This is a genomic window from Kribbella sp. NPDC051718 (genome assembly GCF_040681515.1).
Taxonomy (GTDB): domain Bacteria; phylum Actinomycetota; class Actinomycetes; order Propionibacteriales; family Kribbellaceae; genus Kribbella.
This window is the reverse complement of sequence record NZ_JBFAYZ010000004.1, coordinates 425,283-443,893: the sequence shown is the minus strand read 5'-3', so window position 1 is coordinate 443,893 and position 18,611 is coordinate 425,283. Positions and strand designations below refer to the sequence as shown.

General features: G+C 68.2%; 18 protein-coding genes. 8 read left to right on the top strand and 10 right to left on the bottom strand.

Annotation, left to right across the window (positions count from 1 at the left end):
• Positions 1–35 precede the first annotated feature (35 nt).
• Both AB0M15_RS17665 and AB0M15_RS17660 read left to right on the top strand, forming a co-directional pair.
• Complete coding sequence (locus AB0M15_RS17665; protein WP_363819451.1) at positions 36–437, top strand: MarR family transcriptional regulator; 402 nt, start codon at positions 36–38, stop codon at positions 435–437.
• 45 nt (positions 438–482) lie between these two features.
• Positions 483–908: a DUF2000 domain-containing protein gene (locus AB0M15_RS17660; protein WP_363819448.1), complete on the top strand. Its 426-nt coding sequence runs from the start codon at positions 483–485 to the stop codon at positions 906–908.
• On the opposite strand, the gene AB0M15_RS17655 is transcribed toward AB0M15_RS17660, so the two are convergent.
• From AB0M15_RS17655 to sdhC, 6 genes are all read right to left on the bottom strand, one after another.
• The gene (locus AB0M15_RS17655) at positions 905–2,104 is read right to left on the bottom strand and encodes a sialidase family protein (protein WP_363819446.1); all 1,200 of its coding nucleotides are present in this window, start codon (positions 2,102–2,104) and stop codon (positions 905–907) included. The genes AB0M15_RS17660 and AB0M15_RS17655 overlap by 4 nt on opposite strands.
• The gene (locus AB0M15_RS17650; RefSeq protein WP_363819444.1) at positions 2,097–2,606 is read right to left on the bottom strand and encodes an RNA polymerase sigma factor; all 510 of its coding nucleotides are present in this window, start codon (positions 2,604–2,606) and stop codon (positions 2,097–2,099) included. The genes AB0M15_RS17655 and AB0M15_RS17650 overlap by 8 nt, the downstream gene beginning before the upstream one ends.
• Before the next feature lie 82 nt (positions 2,607–2,688).
• Complete coding sequence (locus AB0M15_RS17645) at positions 2,689–3,393, bottom strand: succinate dehydrogenase iron-sulfur subunit (RefSeq protein WP_363819441.1); 705 nt, start codon at positions 3,391–3,393, stop codon at positions 2,689–2,691.
• Positions 3,393–5,135 carry a succinate dehydrogenase flavoprotein subunit gene (gene sdhA, locus AB0M15_RS17640; protein WP_363819438.1) on the bottom strand — a complete coding sequence of 581 codons (1,743 nt, stop codon included), beginning with the start codon at positions 5,133–5,135 and terminating at the stop codon, positions 3,393–3,395. The genes AB0M15_RS17645 and sdhA overlap by 1 nt, the downstream gene beginning before the upstream one ends.
• A 13-nt stretch (positions 5,136–5,148) precedes the next feature.
• On the bottom strand, positions 5,149–5,604 hold the full coding sequence (locus AB0M15_RS17635; RefSeq protein ID WP_363819436.1) for a succinate dehydrogenase hydrophobic membrane anchor subunit: 456 nt from the start codon (positions 5,602–5,604) through the stop codon (positions 5,149–5,151).
• A gap of 2 nt (positions 5,605–5,606) precedes the next feature.
• A complete protein-coding gene (gene sdhC, locus AB0M15_RS17630) occupies positions 5,607–5,987 on the bottom strand; it encodes a succinate dehydrogenase, cytochrome b556 subunit (protein ID WP_363819434.1) in 381 nt (126 codons plus the stop codon).
• A 347-nt stretch (positions 5,988–6,334) separates the two neighbouring features.
• On the opposite strand from sdhC, the gene AB0M15_RS17625 reads away from it, so the two are divergent.
• Positions 6,335–7,156, top strand: coding sequence for an MBL fold metallo-hydrolase (locus AB0M15_RS17625; protein WP_363819430.1), 822 nt, complete (start codon positions 6,335–6,337; stop codon positions 7,154–7,156).
• Positions 7,157–7,169: 13 nt separating this feature from the next.
• On the opposite strand, the gene AB0M15_RS17620 is transcribed toward AB0M15_RS17625, so the two are convergent.
• Positions 7,170–8,273: a glycosyltransferase gene (locus AB0M15_RS17620; RefSeq protein ID WP_363819427.1), complete on the bottom strand. Its 1,104-nt coding sequence runs from the start codon at positions 8,271–8,273 to the stop codon at positions 7,170–7,172.
• Positions 8,270–9,391: a glycosyltransferase family 1 protein gene (locus AB0M15_RS17615; RefSeq protein WP_363819425.1), complete on the bottom strand. Its 1,122-nt coding sequence runs from the start codon at positions 9,389–9,391 to the stop codon at positions 8,270–8,272. The genes AB0M15_RS17620 and AB0M15_RS17615 overlap by 4 nt, the downstream gene beginning before the upstream one ends.
• A gap of 275 nt (positions 9,392–9,666) precedes the next feature.
• Between AB0M15_RS17615 and AB0M15_RS17610 the strand changes: the two genes are divergently transcribed.
• Positions 9,667–11,247, top strand: a complete 1,581-nt coding sequence (locus tag AB0M15_RS17610; RefSeq protein ID WP_363819422.1) for a methylmalonyl-CoA mutase family protein — start codon at positions 9,667–9,669, stop codon at positions 11,245–11,247.
• Here the strand turns inward: AB0M15_RS17610 and AB0M15_RS17605 are convergent.
• Both AB0M15_RS17605 and AB0M15_RS17600 read right to left on the bottom strand, forming a co-directional pair.
• Entirely contained in the window at positions 11,244–12,431 is a 1,188-nt protein-coding gene (locus tag AB0M15_RS17605; RefSeq protein WP_363819419.1) for an amidohydrolase, read from the bottom strand. The two genes, AB0M15_RS17610 and AB0M15_RS17605, sit on opposite strands and share 4 nt — an antisense overlap.
• A gap of 15 nt (positions 12,432–12,446) precedes the next feature.
• Positions 12,447–13,097, bottom strand: a complete 651-nt coding sequence (locus AB0M15_RS17600; RefSeq protein ID WP_363819416.1) for a ThuA domain-containing protein — start codon at positions 13,095–13,097, stop codon at positions 12,447–12,449.
• Between the two features lie 207 nt (positions 13,098–13,304).
• On the opposite strand from AB0M15_RS17600, the gene AB0M15_RS17595 reads away from it, so the two are divergent.
• The 4 genes from AB0M15_RS17595 to AB0M15_RS17580 all read left to right on the top strand — a co-directional run bounded on the left by AB0M15_RS17595 (position 13,305) and on the right by AB0M15_RS17580 (position 18,558).
• Positions 13,305–14,381, top strand: a complete 1,077-nt coding sequence (locus tag AB0M15_RS17595; RefSeq protein WP_363819414.1) for a BMP family ABC transporter substrate-binding protein — start codon at positions 13,305–13,307, stop codon at positions 14,379–14,381.
• Between the two features lie 116 nt (positions 14,382–14,497).
• Positions 14,498–16,048: an ABC transporter ATP-binding protein gene (locus AB0M15_RS17590; RefSeq protein ID WP_363819412.1), complete on the top strand. Its 1,551-nt coding sequence runs from the start codon at positions 14,498–14,500 to the stop codon at positions 16,046–16,048.
• The gene (locus AB0M15_RS17585; RefSeq protein WP_363819409.1) at positions 16,049–17,251 is read left to right on the top strand and encodes an ABC transporter permease; all 1,203 of its coding nucleotides are present in this window, start codon (positions 16,049–16,051) and stop codon (positions 17,249–17,251) included.
• On the top strand, positions 17,248–18,558 hold the full coding sequence (locus AB0M15_RS17580) for an ABC transporter permease (RefSeq protein ID WP_363819406.1): 1,311 nt from the start codon (positions 17,248–17,250) through the stop codon (positions 18,556–18,558). The genes AB0M15_RS17585 and AB0M15_RS17580 overlap by 4 nt, the downstream gene beginning before the upstream one ends.
• The last annotated feature ends 53 nt before the right edge of the window (positions 18,559–18,611 follow it).

Sequence of the window (18,611 nt, the reverse complement as noted above, 5' to 3'; positions counted from 1 at the left end):
CTTCCTTATATAAACAACCTGGTAATCTACTGCCCGTGACTCTGCAGGAGATCGGTATCGCCGTGAAGCGCCTCCAATGGCAACACCACACCGAAGCCACCAAACTGCTCGCCCCGCTAGGCGTCTCCCTCCCTCAATGGGACGTCCTCCGCCGCCTCCACGAGCACCCCGACGCCTCCCTCCACGACCTCGCCCAACTGACCTTCCAAACAGACCAGTCGATGGGCTCCCTGGCCACCCGGATGATCGCCCGCGGCCTGCTGGAACGTGTCCAGGGCCCCGGTCGCGCCGTCCGGCATCGCCTCACCGACGAGGGCGAACGGATCCGGGCCGAGGGGGCCGGCCTGCTCGACGACGCGTTGAGCGGGTCGATCGGCCGCCTGTCACCGGCCGAGCGGAGCACCTTCCTGAAGCTGCTGACCAAGGCTCTCGGTTAGAAACGTACAAGACTCCAGCCGGCCGGCGGCGGCAGATTGGGGTCTGTGGACAACGAACCGATTCGCTTCGACACCAAGCTCGCCGTCCTGCTCCGGGACGACCTCCCCACCTGGCAACGCCTGAACGTGACCGCCTTCCTGGTCAGCGGGATCGCCGCGACCAACCCCGAGTTGGTGGGCGAGCCCTACGAGGACGCTGACGGAACCCAGTACCTCCCCATGTTTCGCCAGCCGGTCCTGGTCTTCGAGGCGGCCAAGGAATTCATGCCTACCGCCCACCAGCGCGCCCTCACCCGCGGCCTGACCATCTCCGTCTTCACCCAGGACTTGTTTGCCACCGGCAACGACCGCGACAACAGGGCCGCAGTCAAGGCAGTCCAGCAGAGCCAGCTCGACCTGGTCGGGCTGGCCCTGCATGGGCCGAAGAACGCGGTGGACAAGATCCTCAAGGGCGCCCGCATGCACCCCTAGCGGGGCTCGAACGACTTCCAGGTTTTGCCGTCGTCGGTGCTGGTGAAGACCGAGTTCGTATCGGTCGGCGAGGGACGGACGACGCCGTAGAGCAGGCCATCGCCGCGGATCAGCTCGTCGAGGTTGCGGGGCGCCTGCCCGACCACCTCGCCGTTCGGCAGGAACAGCTTGGCGGAGGTCTTGCCGGACAGCGGCTCGAGCAGCAGGACGCGGCCGTCGTCGAACACGACCGGGCCTCTGACCAGGTACCGATCCGCGGTGCCTATCGTCGTCCAGGTCCGGCCGCGATCGGTCGACTGCCTCAACGGCGTAGGTCCGTTGGCGTCCTTCACCGACTGGGTGACGACGGTGTTGCCGTCCGGGCTGACCCACACTCCGGCGGCCTGGTTGTGGGCGTCCACCAACGCCCTGCTCCACGTGCCGCCACCGTCGTCGGTCCAGAGGACGTAGCCCGCCGCGCCCGACACGCCTACCAGCCACCACCGGCCGGTGCTGTCCCGGACCGGCGACGTGACCAGGGTCGCGTCCGGGATCTCGAGGACGCGCAGGGTCTTCTCGTCCGGGTTCAGGATCAGCGGCTCGTTCTTCCTGGTGGCGTCGACGGTGAGGATCTCGTTCGCGCCGAACGTCGTGGTCGGCGCCGCCCAGTGCAGCGGTTCCTTGATCTCGCCCTGCCCCGTCAGCCGGACCATCAGCGTCCTCGGCCAGCTCGGGTCGTCCTTGCTGAACGGGTCGCCCGACGGCCCGCGCAACGCGATCGTCTCGTCGCCGGTTCGCAGTACGGAGTACGGCCGCTCCTGAACCGGCGCGGTCGCCCGGACCCCGTCGCGACTGAGTACGGCCGTGTAGGTCGGCCTTCCGGCGTAGCTGGAGCTCCAGGTGGCTGCCCAGCGAGTGGCGGTCGCGAAGGTGACCTCGCCTCTCAGCGCGTCGGCCCCGCGGAGCAGATCCTCGGCCGCCCGGTCGACGACCACCGGCCTCGGCGTGGTGGCGGCCGGCGGCTTCTCGGTGCCGGTGAGGTCGCCGAGGGGGAGGACGGCGGCCAGTACGGCGATCGTCACCGCGACGACGACGCCTGCGCCCGCCAGCGCCTGCCGACGCCGCCGGCGGCGTACCCCGCGGCGCTCGAGCGCTTCGAACGGCAGCGGCTCGGTCGCCTGCTGGACTTCCCAGGACAGTTCCTTCAGCTCAGACATGGTCGACCTCCTCGGCGTCGTCGGCGAACTCGTGGACCAGCGGGGCCAGCCGGGCTCTGCCGCGGGAGAGCCGGGCTTTGACGGTGCCTTCGGCGACACCGAGTTGAGCCGCGATCTCGCGGATCGGCAGATCGACGATGTGGTGCAAGGCGATCGCTTCGCGCATCTCGTACGGAAGCTGCCGCAGCGCCTCGACCAGCGCGACCCGGTCGGCGGACATGCCGGCGGTGGTTGTCGGTGCCAGGACCTGCCGCGAGATCAGCCCGTGGAAGCGGGTGGCACGGCGGTAGCGGCTGCGCAGTACGTTCAATGCGACCGTACGCAGCCACGCCTCCGGATTGTCGACCTGGGCGAACCGCCGGGGCTTCTCAACCGCCTTGACGAAGGCCTCCTGGACGGCATCCTCCGCCTCACCCCGATTGCCGCAAACCGCAAACAACTGCCCGACCAGACGCCGGTAGCAGCCCTCGTACAGCTCGCGGACGGACTCGTCCTCAGCCATCCCGTTCCCCAGCCATCCCACTCCCCAGGTTCTGTCGCTTTCCCCCAACGACTCCTGGCGAGTGGGTTCGGTTGCAGCGGGATCAGACCCGGCGGAAGATCAGGGCTCGTTTTACTTCCTGGATGGCCTTGGTTACCTCGATGCCTCGGGGGCAGGCGTCGGTGCAGTTGAAGGTGGTGCGGCAGCGCCAGACGCCTTCCTTGTCGTTCAGGATCTCCAGGCGCTGCTCGGTGCCCTCGTCGCGGCTGTCGAAGATGAAGCGATGGGCGCCGACGATCGCCTGCGGGCCGAAGTACTGGCCGTCGGACCAGAAGACCGGGCAGGACGTGGTGCAGGCGGCGCAGAGGATGCACTTGGTGGTGTCGTCGAAGCGCTCCCGGTCGGACTGCGACTGGATCCGCTCGCGGCTCGGCTCGTGCCCGTCGGTGACCAGGAACGGCATGATCGAGCGGTACGCGTCGAAGAACGGCTCCATGTCGACGACCAGGTCCTTGAGCACCGGCAGGCCCTTGATGGGCTCGACGGTGATCTCCTTCTCCGGGTTCAGGTCCTTGATCAGCGTCTTGCAGGCCAGCCGGTTGCGGCCGTTGATCCGCATCGCGTCCGAGCCGCAGACCCCGTGCGCGCAGGACCGCCGGAACGTCAGCGTGCCGTCCTGCTCCCACTTGATCTTGTGCAGCGCGTCGAGCACCCGGTCGCCCGGCTGCAGGGTGACCGCGTAGGTCTTCCACTCGGCCTCGTCCAGCACCTCGGGGTTGTACCGAAGGATCTTGACCTTGACGTCCATCAGTACTTCCGCTCCATCGGCTTGTAGCGGGTCTGCACGACCGGCTTGTAGTCCAATCGGATGTTCACGTTGCCCTCGGCATCGATCGACCGGTAGGCCATCGTGTGCCGCATGAAGTTCACGTCGTCGCGCTTGTCGTAGTCCTCGCGGAAGTGCCCGCCGCGGGACTCCTTGCGAGCCAGCGCCGACACCACCAGTACCTCGGCCAGGTCGAGCAGGAAGCCCAGCTCGACGGCCTCCAGCAGGTCGGTGTTGAACCGTTTGCCCTTGTCCTGCACGGAGACGTCCGCGAACCGCAGCTTCAGCGCCTCGATATCGGTCAGCGCCTGCTTCAGCGAGCCCTCGGTCCGGTACACCTGCGCGTTGATGTCCATCGTCGCCTGCAGGTCGGCCCGGATCGCGGCCACCCGCTCGGTGCCGGTGGCGTTCCGCATGCCCTCGATCAGCTCGACCACGAAGTTCTCGGGGCCGGCCGGCAGCTCCTCGAAGTCGACGGTTTCGGCGTACTCCGCGGCCGCGATCCCCGCCCGCCGGCCGAACACGTTGATGTCCAGCAGCGAGTTGGTGCCCAGCCGGTTGGCGCCGTGCACCGACACGCAGGCGACCTCGCCCGCGGCGTACAGGCCGGGGATGACGTCGTCGTTGTTGGCCAGCGCCTCGCCCTGGATGTTGGTCGGGATGCCGCCCATCGCGTAGTGCGCGGTCGGGAACACCGGGATCTGCTCGGTGTACGGCTCGACCCCCAGGTACGTCCGGGCGAACTCGGTGATGTCCGGCAGCTTCGCGTCGATGTGCGCGGGCTCGAGGTGGGTCAGGTCGAGCATCACGTAGGCCTTGTCGGGCCCACAGCCACGGCCTTCGCGTACTTCGTTCGCCATCGCGCGGGCCACCATGTCGCGCGGCGCGAGGTCCTTCACCGTTGGCGCGTACCGCTCCATGAACCGCTCGTTGTCGCTGTTCCGCAGAATGCCGCCCTCACCGCGAGCGGCCTCGGACAGCAGTACGCCGAGGCCCGCGAGGCCGGTCGGGTGGAACTGGAAGAACTCCATATCCTCCAGCGGCAGCCCCTTGCGCCAGACGATGCCCATCCCGTCGCCGGTCAGCGTGTGCGCGTTCGACGTGGTCCGGAAGACCTTGCCGAAGCCGCCGGAGGCGAACACGATCGACTTGGCGCTGAAGATGTGCAGCTCGCCGGTGGCCAGCTCGTACGCGACCACGCCGGTCGCCTTGCCGGCCACCATCAGCAGGTCGAGGACGTAGAACTCGTTGAAGAACTCCACGTTCTGCTTGATGCACTGCTGGTACAGCGTCTGCAGGATCATGTGGCCGGTCCGGTCCGCCGCGAAGCAGGACCGGCGGACGACCGCCTCGCCGTGGTTGCGGGTGTGGCCGCCGAAGAAGCGCTGGTCGATCTTGCCCTCGGCCGTCCGGTTGAACGGCAGGCCCATCTTCTCCAGGTCGAGGACCGCGTCGACGGCCTCCCGGCACATCACCTCGGCAGCGTCCTGGTCGACCAGGAAGTCACCGCCCTTGACCGTGTCGAAGGTGTGCCACTCCCAGTTGTCCTCCTCGACGTTGGCCAGCGCGGCGCACATGCCGCCCTGGGCCGCTCCGGTGTGCGACCGGGTCGGGTAGAGCTTGGTGAGCACCGCGGTCCGGGTCCGCTTGCTGGACTCCAGCGCGGCCCGCATCCCGGCGCCACCCGCGCCCACGATCACTACGTCGTACTGATGCCGCTGCATCTCTGAACTGTCCTTACTTGCAGACCGACAGCGTGCTGTCCGGATCTAGGCAGGGATCGAAGGTGAAGATGACCAGGGTGCCGAGCACGACGATCACGATCGCCGCGGTGATCAGCAGCGCCTTGAGCCAGAACCTGGTCTGGTCCTTCTCGGCGTAGTCGTTGATGATCGTGCGCATCCCGTTGGTGCCGTGCAGCATCGCCAGCCAGAGCATCAGCAGGTCCCAGACCTGCCACAGCGGGTTGGCCCACTTGCCGGCCACGAAGCCGAAGTCGAGCGCGGTAATCCCGCCGCCGAGCATCAGGTTGGTGAACAGGTGGCCGAGCACCAGCACCACCAAGGCGATGCCGGAAAGCCGCATGAACAGCCAGCTGTAGAGCTCGAAGTTGGTCTGGCCGGAGCGGTTGCGGCCGCCGCCCTTGAGCGAGCGCGACCGGCTGGAGGAGCGTGGGGCTGCGATCTCTGACATGGTCACTCCCCGCCGAAGACGTGGCTCAGGTGCCGGATCACGAACGGCACGAACAGCAGCACCCAGACGACGCCGACGCCGATCATCAGCTTGCGCTGGTGCCGCGGGCCCTTGGCCCAGAAGTCGATCAGAATCAGCCGGATGCCGTTGAAGGCGTGGAACAGGATCGCCCCGACCAGGCCGACCTCCATCAGGCCGACGACCGGGTTCTTGTAGGTGCCGATCACCTCGTTGTAGGCCTCGGGGGAGACCCGGACCAGCGCGGTGTCGAGCACGTGCACGAGGAGGAAGAAGAAGATCCCGACGCCGGTGATCCGGTGCGCCACCCACGACCACATGCCCTCGTGGCCGCGGTACAGGGTGCCGACTGGCTTGCTGGGCAAACCGATCCTCCGATCGGACGACAGACCAGAGCCGGTAGGCGCGGCGACTCCGGGGCGTCAGTTCAGCAAAGGGGCCGCGATCGGCTCGACCCGGCAGGGAACCAGGCCGTTCTTGATGTTATCCCCGCCCCGCCCCGCCACAGTGCCGCTCCCGTGTGACATCGCTCTCGGGGCAGGCGGCGATGACGGATCGTGAACGGTCACTCACCGCGATCGGGCGGCTGGTTGACCTCAAGCGTGGTTGAAGCTCGACGATCCAGTGGACCGCGCTGCCGGCGGCGGATTGGCCCGTGCCGACGAGCCTTTCCGGGCCTAGCGTGGGGTCAGCTGAGACGACGATGGAGGGGATGACTGTGAGTTTCTGGATCTGTGAGACCTGTGCGGTGGAGCACTCCGAGCAGGTCGAGGTGTGTGCGATCTGCGCGGACGAGCGGCAGTGGGTGCCCGCCGACGGGCAGCACTGGACCACGCTCGAGGCGCTGTCCGCGGCCGGGTACAAGGTGGAGGTCAAGGAGGTCGAGCCCGGTCTGCACGGCGTGACCTCGACGCCCAGCGCCGGGATCGGGCAGCAGTCGATGCTCGTTCAGACCGCTGAGGGCAACCTGCTCTGGGATCCGATCGGGTACCTCGATGACGAGGCCGTCGAGCAGGTACGGGCGCTGGGCGAGGTGAAGGCGATCATCGCGAGTCACCCGCACATGTACGGCGTACAGGTCGAGTGGAGCAAGCGGCTCGGCGGCGTACCGGTGTATGTGTCGGCGGCCGACAAGCAGTGGGTGGCGCGGGACGACGAGGCGATCAAGCTCTGGTCCGGCCCGCTCGACCTGCTACCGGGCGTCACGCTGATCCAGCCGGGCGGGCACTTCCCCGGCAGCGCGATCGTGCACTGGGCGGAAGGGGCCGAGGGCAAGGGAGTGATCCTGGCCGGCGACACCATCTTCGCCAACCCGGACCGTACCTCGGTGAGCTTCATGCGCAGCTACCCGAACCGCATCCCACTGTCCGGCGCCGTCGTCGACCGGGTCGCCAAGGCGCTGGACGTCTTCGAGTACGACCGCCTCTACGGCAACTTCGGCGCATCCATCCCAGTCAACGCCCGCGCCGTCGTCCGCTTCTCTGCCGACCGCCACGCAGCCTGGGCCCGCGGCGACTATGACCACCTGACCTAAGAGCCCGCCAAGGCTAGGCAGCTAGTCGCTTCAACGCCAGCCTGGTGTGCAGGTTGAGCATGTGCTGGATGCAGGAGTCCCAGTCGTAGAGCTCGGCTCGTTGGCGGGCTGCGGCTCTGCGGCCGGGGACCTTGGCCAGCTCCAGTACTGCGTCCGCAAGCGCTGCGGGTGTCGGGCGTCCCCAGCGGCCGCAGGTTTCGTCGACCAGCTCCCGTGCTCCACCGGTGTCGGCGGTGACTACCGGCGTACCGGCCGCCAGTGCCTCCAGTACTGCGAGCCCGAACGTCTCGCCCGGGCAGACCGACAACGCGATGTCGGCCTCCGCCAGGTGGCGGGCCAGCTTGACCCGCCCATCGACGTACCCGTGGAAAGTGATCGGCGCGCGACCAGCGATCGCAACCAGCTCGTCCAGATGCGGACCGGACCCGTAGACGTCCATCCGCAGCTTGACGCCCCGCTTGTGCAGCTCGGCGGCCGTGGCGACGGCGAGGTGCGGACTCTTCTCGCGAGACAACCGGCCGGCGTGGACGAGCTTGAGTACGCCGTCGTCGGCCGGTGTGGCCAATGACGGGTGGAAGGTCTCCAGGTCGACGCCGAGCGGAATCCGGACGAGGGGAGTGGTGACCTCGTCGAACTCGGCCGCGGCATAACGAGAGGTGACCACGACAGCGTCGTACGTCCGGCTGAGCAGCCGATAGAGCGCACCCACCCCGGCCGCGACCCCCAGCTGGCGGCCGGTCCGCAATGACAGCATCGCGTCGAGGCGCTCGTGGCTGAACAGCACCGAGCCGATCTCGTTCTTGCGCGCCCACCTTGCCACCGGCAACAAAGTGGACTTGTCGGAGATCTCCACGGTGGTCGGCCGGAAGCGCTCCAGCGTCTCGATCACCTTCCACGGGTCGGTGATCAACCGGTAGCCGCCGCCGACCTTGGGCGCCTTCATCCGGACGATCGTGCCGACCTCGGTCTCGATCACGCTGTCCCGCTCACCAGGCGTGATCAGGATCCGGTCGGCGCCGGCCTCGCAGTACCCCTGGCCGAGATGCTCGATCGCCGTCCGCATCCCGCCTGACGTCGGCCCGACGAAGTTGGCCAGCTGCGCGATCCGAAGATTCATGCGGCCCGCCGTGCCCAGGCCTCTTGAAGCACCTCGGCGTAGTGCTTGTTCACCAGATCGTCAACCACTGCAGGCCAAGTCCTTGTCTGTACTCGTCGTTGTCCGGCCTCAGCCATCGCTTGCCGCTGCGTCGGGTCATCCAGCATCTGCGCGACCGCCTGCCGCAGCGACCCCGGCTGACCGGGCTCGAAGAGCAAGCCGGTCACCCCCGGCCGGATCAGGTCGAGCGGTCCGCCCGCGGCCGGCCCGACCGTCGCGACTCCAGAGGCCTGCGCCTCCTGGATGGTCTGGCAGAAAGTCTCGTGCTCACCGGTGTGCACGAAAACGTCCAGCCCGGCGAAGATCGAGGCCAGGTCGGTACCGCGGCGCATCCCGAGAAACGTTGCATTAGGCAACGTGTGCTCCAGGCTTGCGCGGTCCGGTCCGTCGCCGACGATCACCAGGTGGCAGTCGAGGCCGGCCAGCTCGGCCAGCCGCTTGACCTTCTTCTCGGCGGCCAGCCGGCCGACGTACCCGACGATCGGCTTGCCGTCCGGCGAGATCTCCCGGCGCCAGCGCTGGTCCCGGTTGGCCGGATCGAACAGATCGAGGTTCACCCCACGGCCCCAGGTGTGGACCCGCGGAACCCCCGCCTGCACCAGCTGAGCGACCGATGCCGACGACGGCGCCAACGTGCGATCCGCCCGCGAGTGCACCCGTCGGATCCAGGCCGTGATCCCCCGATCCGCCTTCGCGAACCACGGATACTGGCGGGCGAAGGCGGCCAGGTCGGTCTGGAAGATCGCCACCGTCGGCAGCCCGAGCCGGCGCGCGCTGCGCAGACCGTAGGCGCCGATGATGAAGGGGGACGCCAGGTGAACGAGGTCCGGCTTGAAGTCCGCCATCGCACGTTCGATCGCCGGATCGGGCAGCCCGACCGGGAACTCCTTGTAGCCGGGGATCCCGAAGCTGCGGGCCCGGATCACCCGGACTCCCTGGTACGTGTCGGGCCCGGGCCCGGCGGCGATGATCAGCAGCTGGTGCCCGTGGGCCAGCAGCCGATCGGCGACGTGGCGAGCTGTGTTCGCCACACCATTGATCTGCGGCAGGAAGGACTCGGCGACCATCACTATGCGCACACTGTGAGAGTCCCGACCCCGCATGAACCCTGGGCGACACTCCCGTGACACGGCGTCGATCCCCAGCCGAAGCGTCCCCGACTACCAAGTAACCACCAAGCGACCAACCGGCACCGCCCAGCGACCAGCATCCAAACGCCAGGGGGCGCCCACCGGTGACCATCAACCCTAGCGACCCGTTCAAGCCCGGCCGCGAGACCTACGTCACCGAGGGTGCTGGATGTCACCAGCATGGTGTGTACCAGTGGCCGGGTGGTTCGGCCTACGGTTGAGGGATGAGTCATCAGACCGAGTCGGGATGGGACTTCGAGGCGGTCTACGGGCCGGAGAAGCTCGAAGGGTTCGACGCTGCGCAGAAGCTGGGCGTGCCGGGGGAGTACCCGTTCACCCGGGGCGTCTACCCCACCATGTACACGCAACGGCCGTGGACCATGCGGCAGTACGCCGGGTTCGGCACCGCCGCCGAGTCGAATCAGCGGTACCACCAGCTGATCGACGCCGGCACGATGGGACTGTCCGTCGCCTTCGACCTGCCGACCCAGATGGGCTACGACTCCGACGCGGAGATCGCGCACGGCGAGGTCGGCAAGGTGGGCGTGGCGATCGACTCGATCGACGACATGCGGGTGCTGTTCGACCAGATCCCGCTGGACCAGGTCTCCACCTCGATGACGATCAACGCGCCCGGCTCGGTGCTGTTGCTGCTCTACCAACTCGTCGCGGAGGAGCAGGGCGTCTCCGGTGACAAGCTCACCGGCACGATCCAGAACGACGTGCTGAAGGAGTACATCGCCCGCGGCACCTACATCTATCCGCCGAAGGAGTCGCTGCGGCTGATCAGCGACATCTTCGCGTACTGCCAGACAGAGCTGCCGCGCTGGAACACCATCTCGATCTCCGGCTACCACATGGCCGAGGCCGGTGCGACGCCCGCGCAGGAGATCGCCTTCACGCTCGCCGACGGGATCGAGTACGTCCGTACCGCCGTCGCGGCCGGTCTCGACGTCGACACCTTCGCGCCCCGTCTGAGCTTCTTCTTCGTCTCCCGCACGACGCTGCTCGAGGAGGTCGCCAAGTTCCGCGCGGCCCGCCGGATCTGGGCGCAGGTGATGCGTGACGAGTTCGGGGCGAAGAACCCCAAGTCGCTGATGCTGCGTTTCCACACCCAGACGGCCGGCGTCCAGCTGACCGCGCAGCAGCCGGAGGTCAACCTGGTCCGGGTCGCCATCCAGGGCCTCGCGGCCGTGCTCGGTGGCACCCAGTCGCTGCACACCAACTCGTACGACGAGGCGATCGCGCTGCCGACCGAGAAGGCCGCCCGGCTCGCGCTGCGCACCCAGCAGGTGCTCGCGTACGAGACCGACATCACCGCGACGGTCGACCCGTTCGCCGGCTCGTACGTCGTGGAGTCGCTGACCGATGAGGTCGAAGCGGCGGCGCGCGAGCTGATGGACCAGGTCGAGGAGTTCGGCGGCGCGGTCGCGGCGATCGAGAAGGGCTTCCAGAAACAGGAGATCGAGCGGTCGGCGTACCGGATCGCGCAGGAGATCGACAGTGCTGAGCGGGTTGTCGTCGGGCTCAACAAGTACCGCGTCGCCGAGGAGGAGCCGTACGAACCGCTCCGGGTGAATCCCCTGATCGAGGCGCAGCAGGTCGAGCGCCTCGCCCGGCTCCGCGCCGAACGCGACCAAGCGGCCGTCGACAAGGCCCTCAGCGATCTCCAGAACGCTGCCCGGGGCAACGACAACTGCCTGTACCCGATGAAGGAAGCCCTCAAGGCCCGCGCCACCGTCGGCGAGGTCAGCGACGCCCTCCGCGCCGTCTGGGGCGTCTACGTCCCCGCCGACACCTTCTAGTCGAGCAGAGCGGCAGCGGTCAGTACGCCGGTGCCGAGCGCGATGGCTTCCTCCGAAGGGTTGAAGCCCGGCGTATGCAGGTCGGCGGCCGTCTCGACGCCGACCGGGCGGACGCCGAGGCGGGCCATCGCGCCGGGCACGTGTTCGAGGTACCAGGCGTAGTCCTCGCCACCCAGGCTCTGGTCGGTCGGGGCGATCGCGCCCGACCCGATCGTCTGCTCGACGGCCGCGCGGAACACGTCGATCGCCCCGGCGTCGTTCATCACCGGCGGCACGCCATGCGTCACCTCCGTGTCCACCTCGACCCCGAACGGCGCGGCCAGCTGCTCAGCGAGCGTCGGGATCAACTCGGCAGCGAGCCGCCAGGCGCTGACGTCGAGGCAGCGCAGCGTGCCCTCCACCTCACCACGAGCCGGGATCGCATTGGCCGCCGACCCCGCCGTGATCCGCCCGAACACCAGCGACATTCCTGCGCGAGGATCGACCCGCCGCGAGAGCGCGGCCGGCAACTCGGTCACCAGCGTGGCCAGCGCATACACGAGATCCGCGGTCAGATGCGGCCGCGAGGTGTGCCCACCCGGCCCAGCCATCCGGACGAGGATCCGGTCCGCGGCGGCCGTCAGAGCGCCGGTACGCAGGCCGATCTGCCCGACCTCGAGCCGCGGATCGCAGTGCAGGCCGTAGATCCGCCGTACGCCGTCCAGCCCGCCCGCCGCGATCACCCCCAGCGCACCGCCCGGCATGACCTCCTCAGCGGGCTGGAAGATCAGGCGGACCCGCCTGTCGAGCACCCCATCGCGGGCCATCCCAGCAAGCACCAGCGCAGTGCCGAGCAGCGCAGCCGTGTGGACGTCGTGCCCACAGGCGTGCGCCGTCCCGTCGATCGTCGACCGCCAAGGCGCGTCGACCGCGTCCGGCACCGGCAACGCGTCGATGTCGGCCCGCAGCGCAGTACAGGTGTCCCCGGAGCCGACATCGCAGATCAGTCCGGTACCGGTCGGCAGCACGCGAGGCGAGAGGCCGGCCTCGGTCAGTCGCCGCGCGAGCAGCTCCGTCGTACGGACTTCGTGCCAGCCGAGCTCGGGGTGGGCGTGCAGGTCACGGCGTACCGCGACCGCCTCATCCCGCACCTCGTCGACGCGTGCCTTCACGTCGGCGAGGCGCAGGGTGTGCGAAGTCGTCATCCCGCAATCCTTGCATCAACCCCGCAACCATCCGGCACTGCGTCGCAGCAACTCGACCCGTTCCGGGGCGTCGTAGGAGCGCTCGTCGTGACCCAGCGCGTCGTACACGACCCGCCCGCCGCCGACCTCACGGGCCCACAGCAACGGGTGTGTGACGCCTTCGTGGGTGTGCTCGTAGAGCGCCTCGATGCCGTCGACAAGCAGGAGATCCGTGTACCGCTCGTCCTCGACCCAGAAGTCGCCCAGCCCGTCGGCGATCGGGTGCTTGACGTCGGTACGCCGTACCAGCGTGCGCTCGTGTGGCGGATGGAACGTCTTGCCCTGTTCCCAGATCGCCCCGACGGTCTGGTGCCAGCTCTGCAGCCCCGGGAACGCGATGGTCGAGCTGTGCACCGCCAGCAGCCCGCCACCCCGCGCCAGGAACCCCTCGACCAGCCGCCCGAACTGCTGATCTGCAGGCGTCGGCCCCCCTCGGTTCGCACTGGCATTCACGACCAGCAGCCCCGCCTGATCCAGCAGCCCGGCCAACTCATCCGCACTGCTCACGATGCGTAAGGGTCCAGAACTGCCCAGCGCGTCGGCCAGCCGCGCGCTAGTGCGCGGCAAGTCATGCCATGGATCGGCATCCGGGCCGACCCCGCTGTAGATCACCGTTTCGCTGCTCATCGCCTGCTCGCTCAGTTTGATCACTCTCCGTGACGAAGTCGGGGCGGTCGGCAGAAGTTTCGTTGCAATGCCTCTCCTGCCGGTCACTTTCCGGTATCGAGGCCCTTTTGCCGTTCTAAGAAGCCCGGGCTCGCACCTATAGTCTGCGGATGCGGCACCTGGGAAGGTGTGCCGGTGACAAATCTTGGGCGACGAAGGAGACATCCGGTGAAGAAGTACGTGCGGGGACTGGCGATCGTGGGCGTGCTGACGCTCGCCGTCGCCGCTTGTGGCAGCAAGCCGGCTGAGAACACGGCTGGCGGCGACGCCAACAAGGACTTCAAGGCCTGCATGGTCTCCGACTCGGGTGGGTTCGACGACAAGTCGTTCAACCAGACGTCGTACGAAGGTTTCCAGGCCGCCGTCAAGGCGAAGGGGCTGACCCCGGTCAAGGCCGAGTCGAAGTCGGACAACGACTACCCGACCAACATGACCGCGATGGTCGCCGCCAAGTGCAACGTGATCGTCGCCGTCGGCTTCAAGCTGGAGGACGCCACCGACAAGGCGGCCAAGGCGAACCCGAGCATCAAGTTCGCGATCGTCGACTCGGCCCCGGCCACCCCGATCGAGAACGTGAAGCCGCTGAGCTTCAACACCGCCCAGGCCAGCTTCCAGGCCGGCTACCTGGCCGCCGGGATGTCCAAGAGCGGCAAGGTCGGCACCTTTGGCGGCCTGAAGATCCCGCCGGTGACCATCTTCATGGACGGTTTCGCCGAGGGCGTGCGCTACTACAACAAGCAGAAGTCGAAGAACGTCCAGGTGCTCGGCTGGGACGACGCCAAGCAGGCCGGCCTGTTCGCCGGTGGCTTCGAGGACAAGGCGAAGGGCCAGAACACCGCCCAGAACCTGATCACCCAGGGCGCCGACATCATCTTCCCGGTGGCCGGCCCGTCCGGTCTGGGCGGTCTGCAGGCGGCCAAGGCCAGCAACGGCAAGGTCAACGCGATCTGGGTCGACACCGACGGCTGCGTCAGCGCCGCGGAGTACTGCTCGGTGCTGATCTCCAGCGTCAAGAAGGGCATGGACGTCGCCGTCCAGGACGCGATCACCTCGGTGGTCGACAACAAGTTCGACAACAAGCAGTTCATCGGCACGCTGGAGAACGGCGGCACCTCGCTGGCCCCGTTCCACGAGTTCGACAGCAAGGTCCCGGCCGAGCTGAAGACCGAGCTGGACACGATCAAGGCCGACCTGATCTCCGGCAAGATCACGCTCGAGTCCAAGGCGCAGCCGAAGGCCTCCTGATCCACAGCACGACTAAGTAGTACGGTGCGAGCCAGGAAAGTCGGTCCCCTCGAGGGGGCCGCCTTCCTGGCTCGCAGCTCTGTTGGCTGAAGTCATTTCGAAGGGGGCATGCCCGCATGCATCTAGAGCTCTCAGGTCTGACCAAGAGTTTCGGTTCCCTGGTCGCCAACGATCACATCGATCTGGTGATCGAGCCGGGCGAGATCCACTGCCTGCTCGGGGAGAACGGGGCCGGCAAGTCGACCCTGATGAACATGCTCTACGGGCTGCTCCAGCCTGACTCCGGCGAGATCCTGATCGACGGCGAGAAGGTCAAGATCACCTCGCCGAGCGACGCGATCCAGCACGGCATCGGGATGGTGCACCAGCACTTCATGCTGATCCCGGTCTTCACCGTCGCGGAGAACATCATGCTCGGCCGGGAGAACACCCACGCCGGCGGTGTGCTGGACCGCAAGAAGGCCGACGCGCTGGTCACCGAGCTGTCCGAGCGGTACGGCTTCGAGGTCGACCCCGAGGCGCTGGTCGAGGACATCCCGGTCGGCGTCCAGCAGCGGGTCGAGATCATCAAGGCGCTCACCAACGACGCCAAGGTGCTGATCCTGGACGAGCCGACCGCGGTGCTCACGCCGGCCGAGATCGACGAGCTGATCACGGTGATGCGCCAGCTCAAGGAGAACGGCACCTCGATCGTCTTCATCACCCACAAGCTCAAAGAGGTCAAGGCGATCGCGGACAAGATCACCGTGATCCGCCGCGGCAAGGTGGTCGGCCAGGCCGATCCGGCCGAGACCGAGGAAGGCCTGGCCGAGATGATGGTCGGCCGCGCGGTCGACCTGGTGGTCGACAAGGCGCCCGCCGATCCGGGTGACGCCGTGCTGCGGATCAAGGGCCTGACGGTGATCGACGAGCGTGGCTTCACCGCCGTCGACAACGTCGATCTGGAGGTCCGCAGCGGCGAGATCCTGGCGGTGGCCGGGGTCCAGGGCAACGGCCAGACCGAGCTCGCCGAGGCACTGCTCGGGCTGACCCCGATCGCGGCCGGCAGCATCTCGCTGGACGGCAAGGAACTCACCGGCGTCTCCACCCGCGAGCGCCTCGACGCCGGCATCGGGTACGTCCCGGAGGACCGCGGCCACGACGGTTTCGTCGGCCCGTTCAGCGTCGCCGAGAACCTGGTGCTGGACCTGTTCCGGCAGGAACCGTTCGGCAAGGGCCTGATGCTGCGCACCGACGAGATCGAGAAGAACGCGACCGCGCGGATCGAGGAGTTCGACATCCGCACCCAGGGCGCCGACCAGCCGGTCTCGTCGCTGTCCGGCGGCAACCAGCAGAAGGTCGTACTGGCCCGGGAGCTGTCCCGGCCGCTGAAGCTGCTGGTCGCCTCGCAGCCGACCCGTGGTGTCGACGTCGGCTCGATCGAGTTCCTGCACACCCGGATCGTCGAGGAGCGCGACCACGGCACCGCGGTACTGATCGTCTCCACCGAACTCGACGAGATCGCCGCGCTGTCCGACCGGGTCGCGGTGATGTACCGCGGCAAGGTGGTCGGCGTCGTCCCGTCCGACACGCCTCGCGACGAGCTCGGCCTGATGATGGCCGGCGCCTCCCGGTCCGAGGCCCACGAAGTCGCGATCGAGAACCCCACCACGTTGGGAACCATCTAGATGAGCAACGAAACAACGACCGAGGTGCCGCCCGCCGCACCGAAACCAGCGCCTTCGGGCCGCCGGCCGCTGCCCGGCTGGGCGGTCCAGAGCCTGGTTTCGCTGAGCGCGATCGTGCTGGCGCTGCTGGTCGGCGCCATCTTGATCATCATCGGCGACGACGGCGTGAAAACAGCGGTCGGGTACTTCGGTGCCGCGCCGATGGACACCTTCACGGCGGCCTTCAGCGCCGTCGGCGACTCGTACCAGGCACTGGCCTCCGGCGCGCTCGGCGGCATCACCCCGATCACCGAGTCGCTGACCCAGGCGACGCCGCTGATCTGCGGCGGTCTGGCCGTCTCCTTGGCCTTCCGGACCGGGCTGTTCAACATCGGCGCCCAAGGGCAGCTGATCGTCGGCGCGATCCTGGCCGCCTGGGTCGGGTTCGCCTGGCACCTGCCGCCGGGGATCCACCTGATCGTCGCGATCCTGGCCGGCCTGCTCGGCGGGGCGCTGTGGGGTGGCGTGGTCGGGTTGCTCAAGGCCCGGACCGGCGCGCACGAGGTGATCGTTACGATCATGCTCAACTACGTCGCGGTCTACCTGCTCCAGTGGTTGCTGACGACAACGACCTTCAAGCGGCCCGGTCGCGAGGACCCGATCAGCCCGATCGTGGACGCGAACGCGCAGTACCCGCAGTTCGGTAGTACCCGGTTGCACGTGGGCTTCCTGCTCGCGCTGGTCGCGGCCGGCTTCGTCTGGTGGCTGCTGAACCGCTCGACGGTCGGCTTCGAGCTGCGTGCGGTGGGCGCCAATGCCGACGCGTCCCGGACCGCGGGCATGTCGGTCGGCCGCGCGTACTTCATCGCGATGCTGGTGGCCGGCGCGCTGGCCGGCCTCGCGGGCACCCAGCAGGTGCTCGGCACGGATCTGCCGCTGACCGACGGCGTCGCCGCCTCGGTCGGCTTCGACGCGATCACCGTCGCCCTGCTCGGCCGCGGTACGCCGCTCGGTACGGTCCTGGCCGGTCTGCTCTTCGGCGCCCTCAACGCGGGCGGCCTACAGATGCAGTTGCAGACCCAGACACCGCTGACCCTGACCACCGTGCTGCAGGCCGTGATCGTGCTCTTCGTCGCCGCCCCGGCGCTGGTGCGCTCGATCTTCCGGTTCCTGCCGAAGGAACGCGGCATCGGAGCCGTCCTCGCGAAAGGCTGGAACGGATGAGTTCGACCGAGATCGACGACCGGACGCCGGACCCGACGCCCGCGCCCGGCCCGGCATCCGCGCCGGCCGTCATCGAGGCGCCGGCCGAGCGGACCCGCCGGCTGCGGGTCGGCGGCCTGATGGTCGTCTTCGCCCTGATCGGGCTGGGACTGGCCATCGGCACCAAGAGCGGCAAGGCCACCTTCCAGTTGGTGTCCGGCGACCTCCAGCACAACCTGGTCGGGATCCCGGCACAGCCGGTCGCGCTCCTACTCGGTGCGTTCGGGCTGGTGGCCGCCGTGGCGTACGTGATGCGCCGGGTGCCGATGAAGTACGCCGGCTGGCTGGCCGCAGTACTGGGTGTCAGCTTCCTTGGCGCCTTCTTGTGCTGGGCCGCCGCGGGCAAGACCTTCCCGCTGGCCAACCAGTTCCAGGGCACGCTGAACTTCGCCACCCCGCTGATCCTCGGCGCGCTCGCCGGTGTGCTGTGTGAGCGGGCCGGTGTCATCAACATCGCGATCGAGGGCCAGTTCCTGGTCGGCGCGTTCACCGCGGCGGTCGTGTCCAGTACGACGGGAAGCGGGGCTGCCGCGCTGATCGCGGCGGCCGTGTCCGGCGTACTGATGGCCCTGCTGCTGGCCGTGTTCTCCATCAAGTACCTGGTGAACCAGGTGGTCCTCGGCGTCGTGCTGGTGGTCTTCGCGACCGGCATCACGGGGTATCTCTTCGACCAGTTCCTGCAGGAGGACGCCGCCAACCTGAACACGCCGGACGTGCTGTCCGCGGTGAAGATCCCGCTGCTGGGAGACATCCCGTTCTTCGGACCGATCCTGTTCGAGCAGACGGTCCTGGTGTACCTGACCTACATCGCGGTCGCCGTCGTCACCTTCGTGCTGTTCCAGACCCGCTGGGGCCTTCGTGTCCGCGCCGTCGGCGAGCACCCGAAGGCGGCCGACACGGTCGGCATCAAGGTCAAGCGCGTCCGGTACTCCGCGGTGCTCTGGGCCGGCGTGCTGGCCGGTCTCGGTGGAGCGTTCTTCACCGTCGGCTACGCCGGGTCGTTCAACAAGGGGATGACGGCGGGCAACGGGTTCATCGCGCTGGCGGCGCTGATCATGGGGCGCTGGAACCCGATCGGCGCGATGGTCGCGGCGCTCTTCTTCGGCTTCGCCACCCAGCTCCAGTCCCAGCTGCAGATCATCCAGACCCCGATCCCCGGCGAACTGTTGCTGATGGCCCCGTACCTGGCCACGGTGATCGCCGTCGCGGGCCTGGTCGGCCGAGTGAGAGCTCCCAAGGCGGACGGTGAGCCCTACGTCACCGAATGAGCAGGGCCCCGCGGACCCGCCCGTCGGCAGCCCGGCGGGCGTCGACTGGCCCG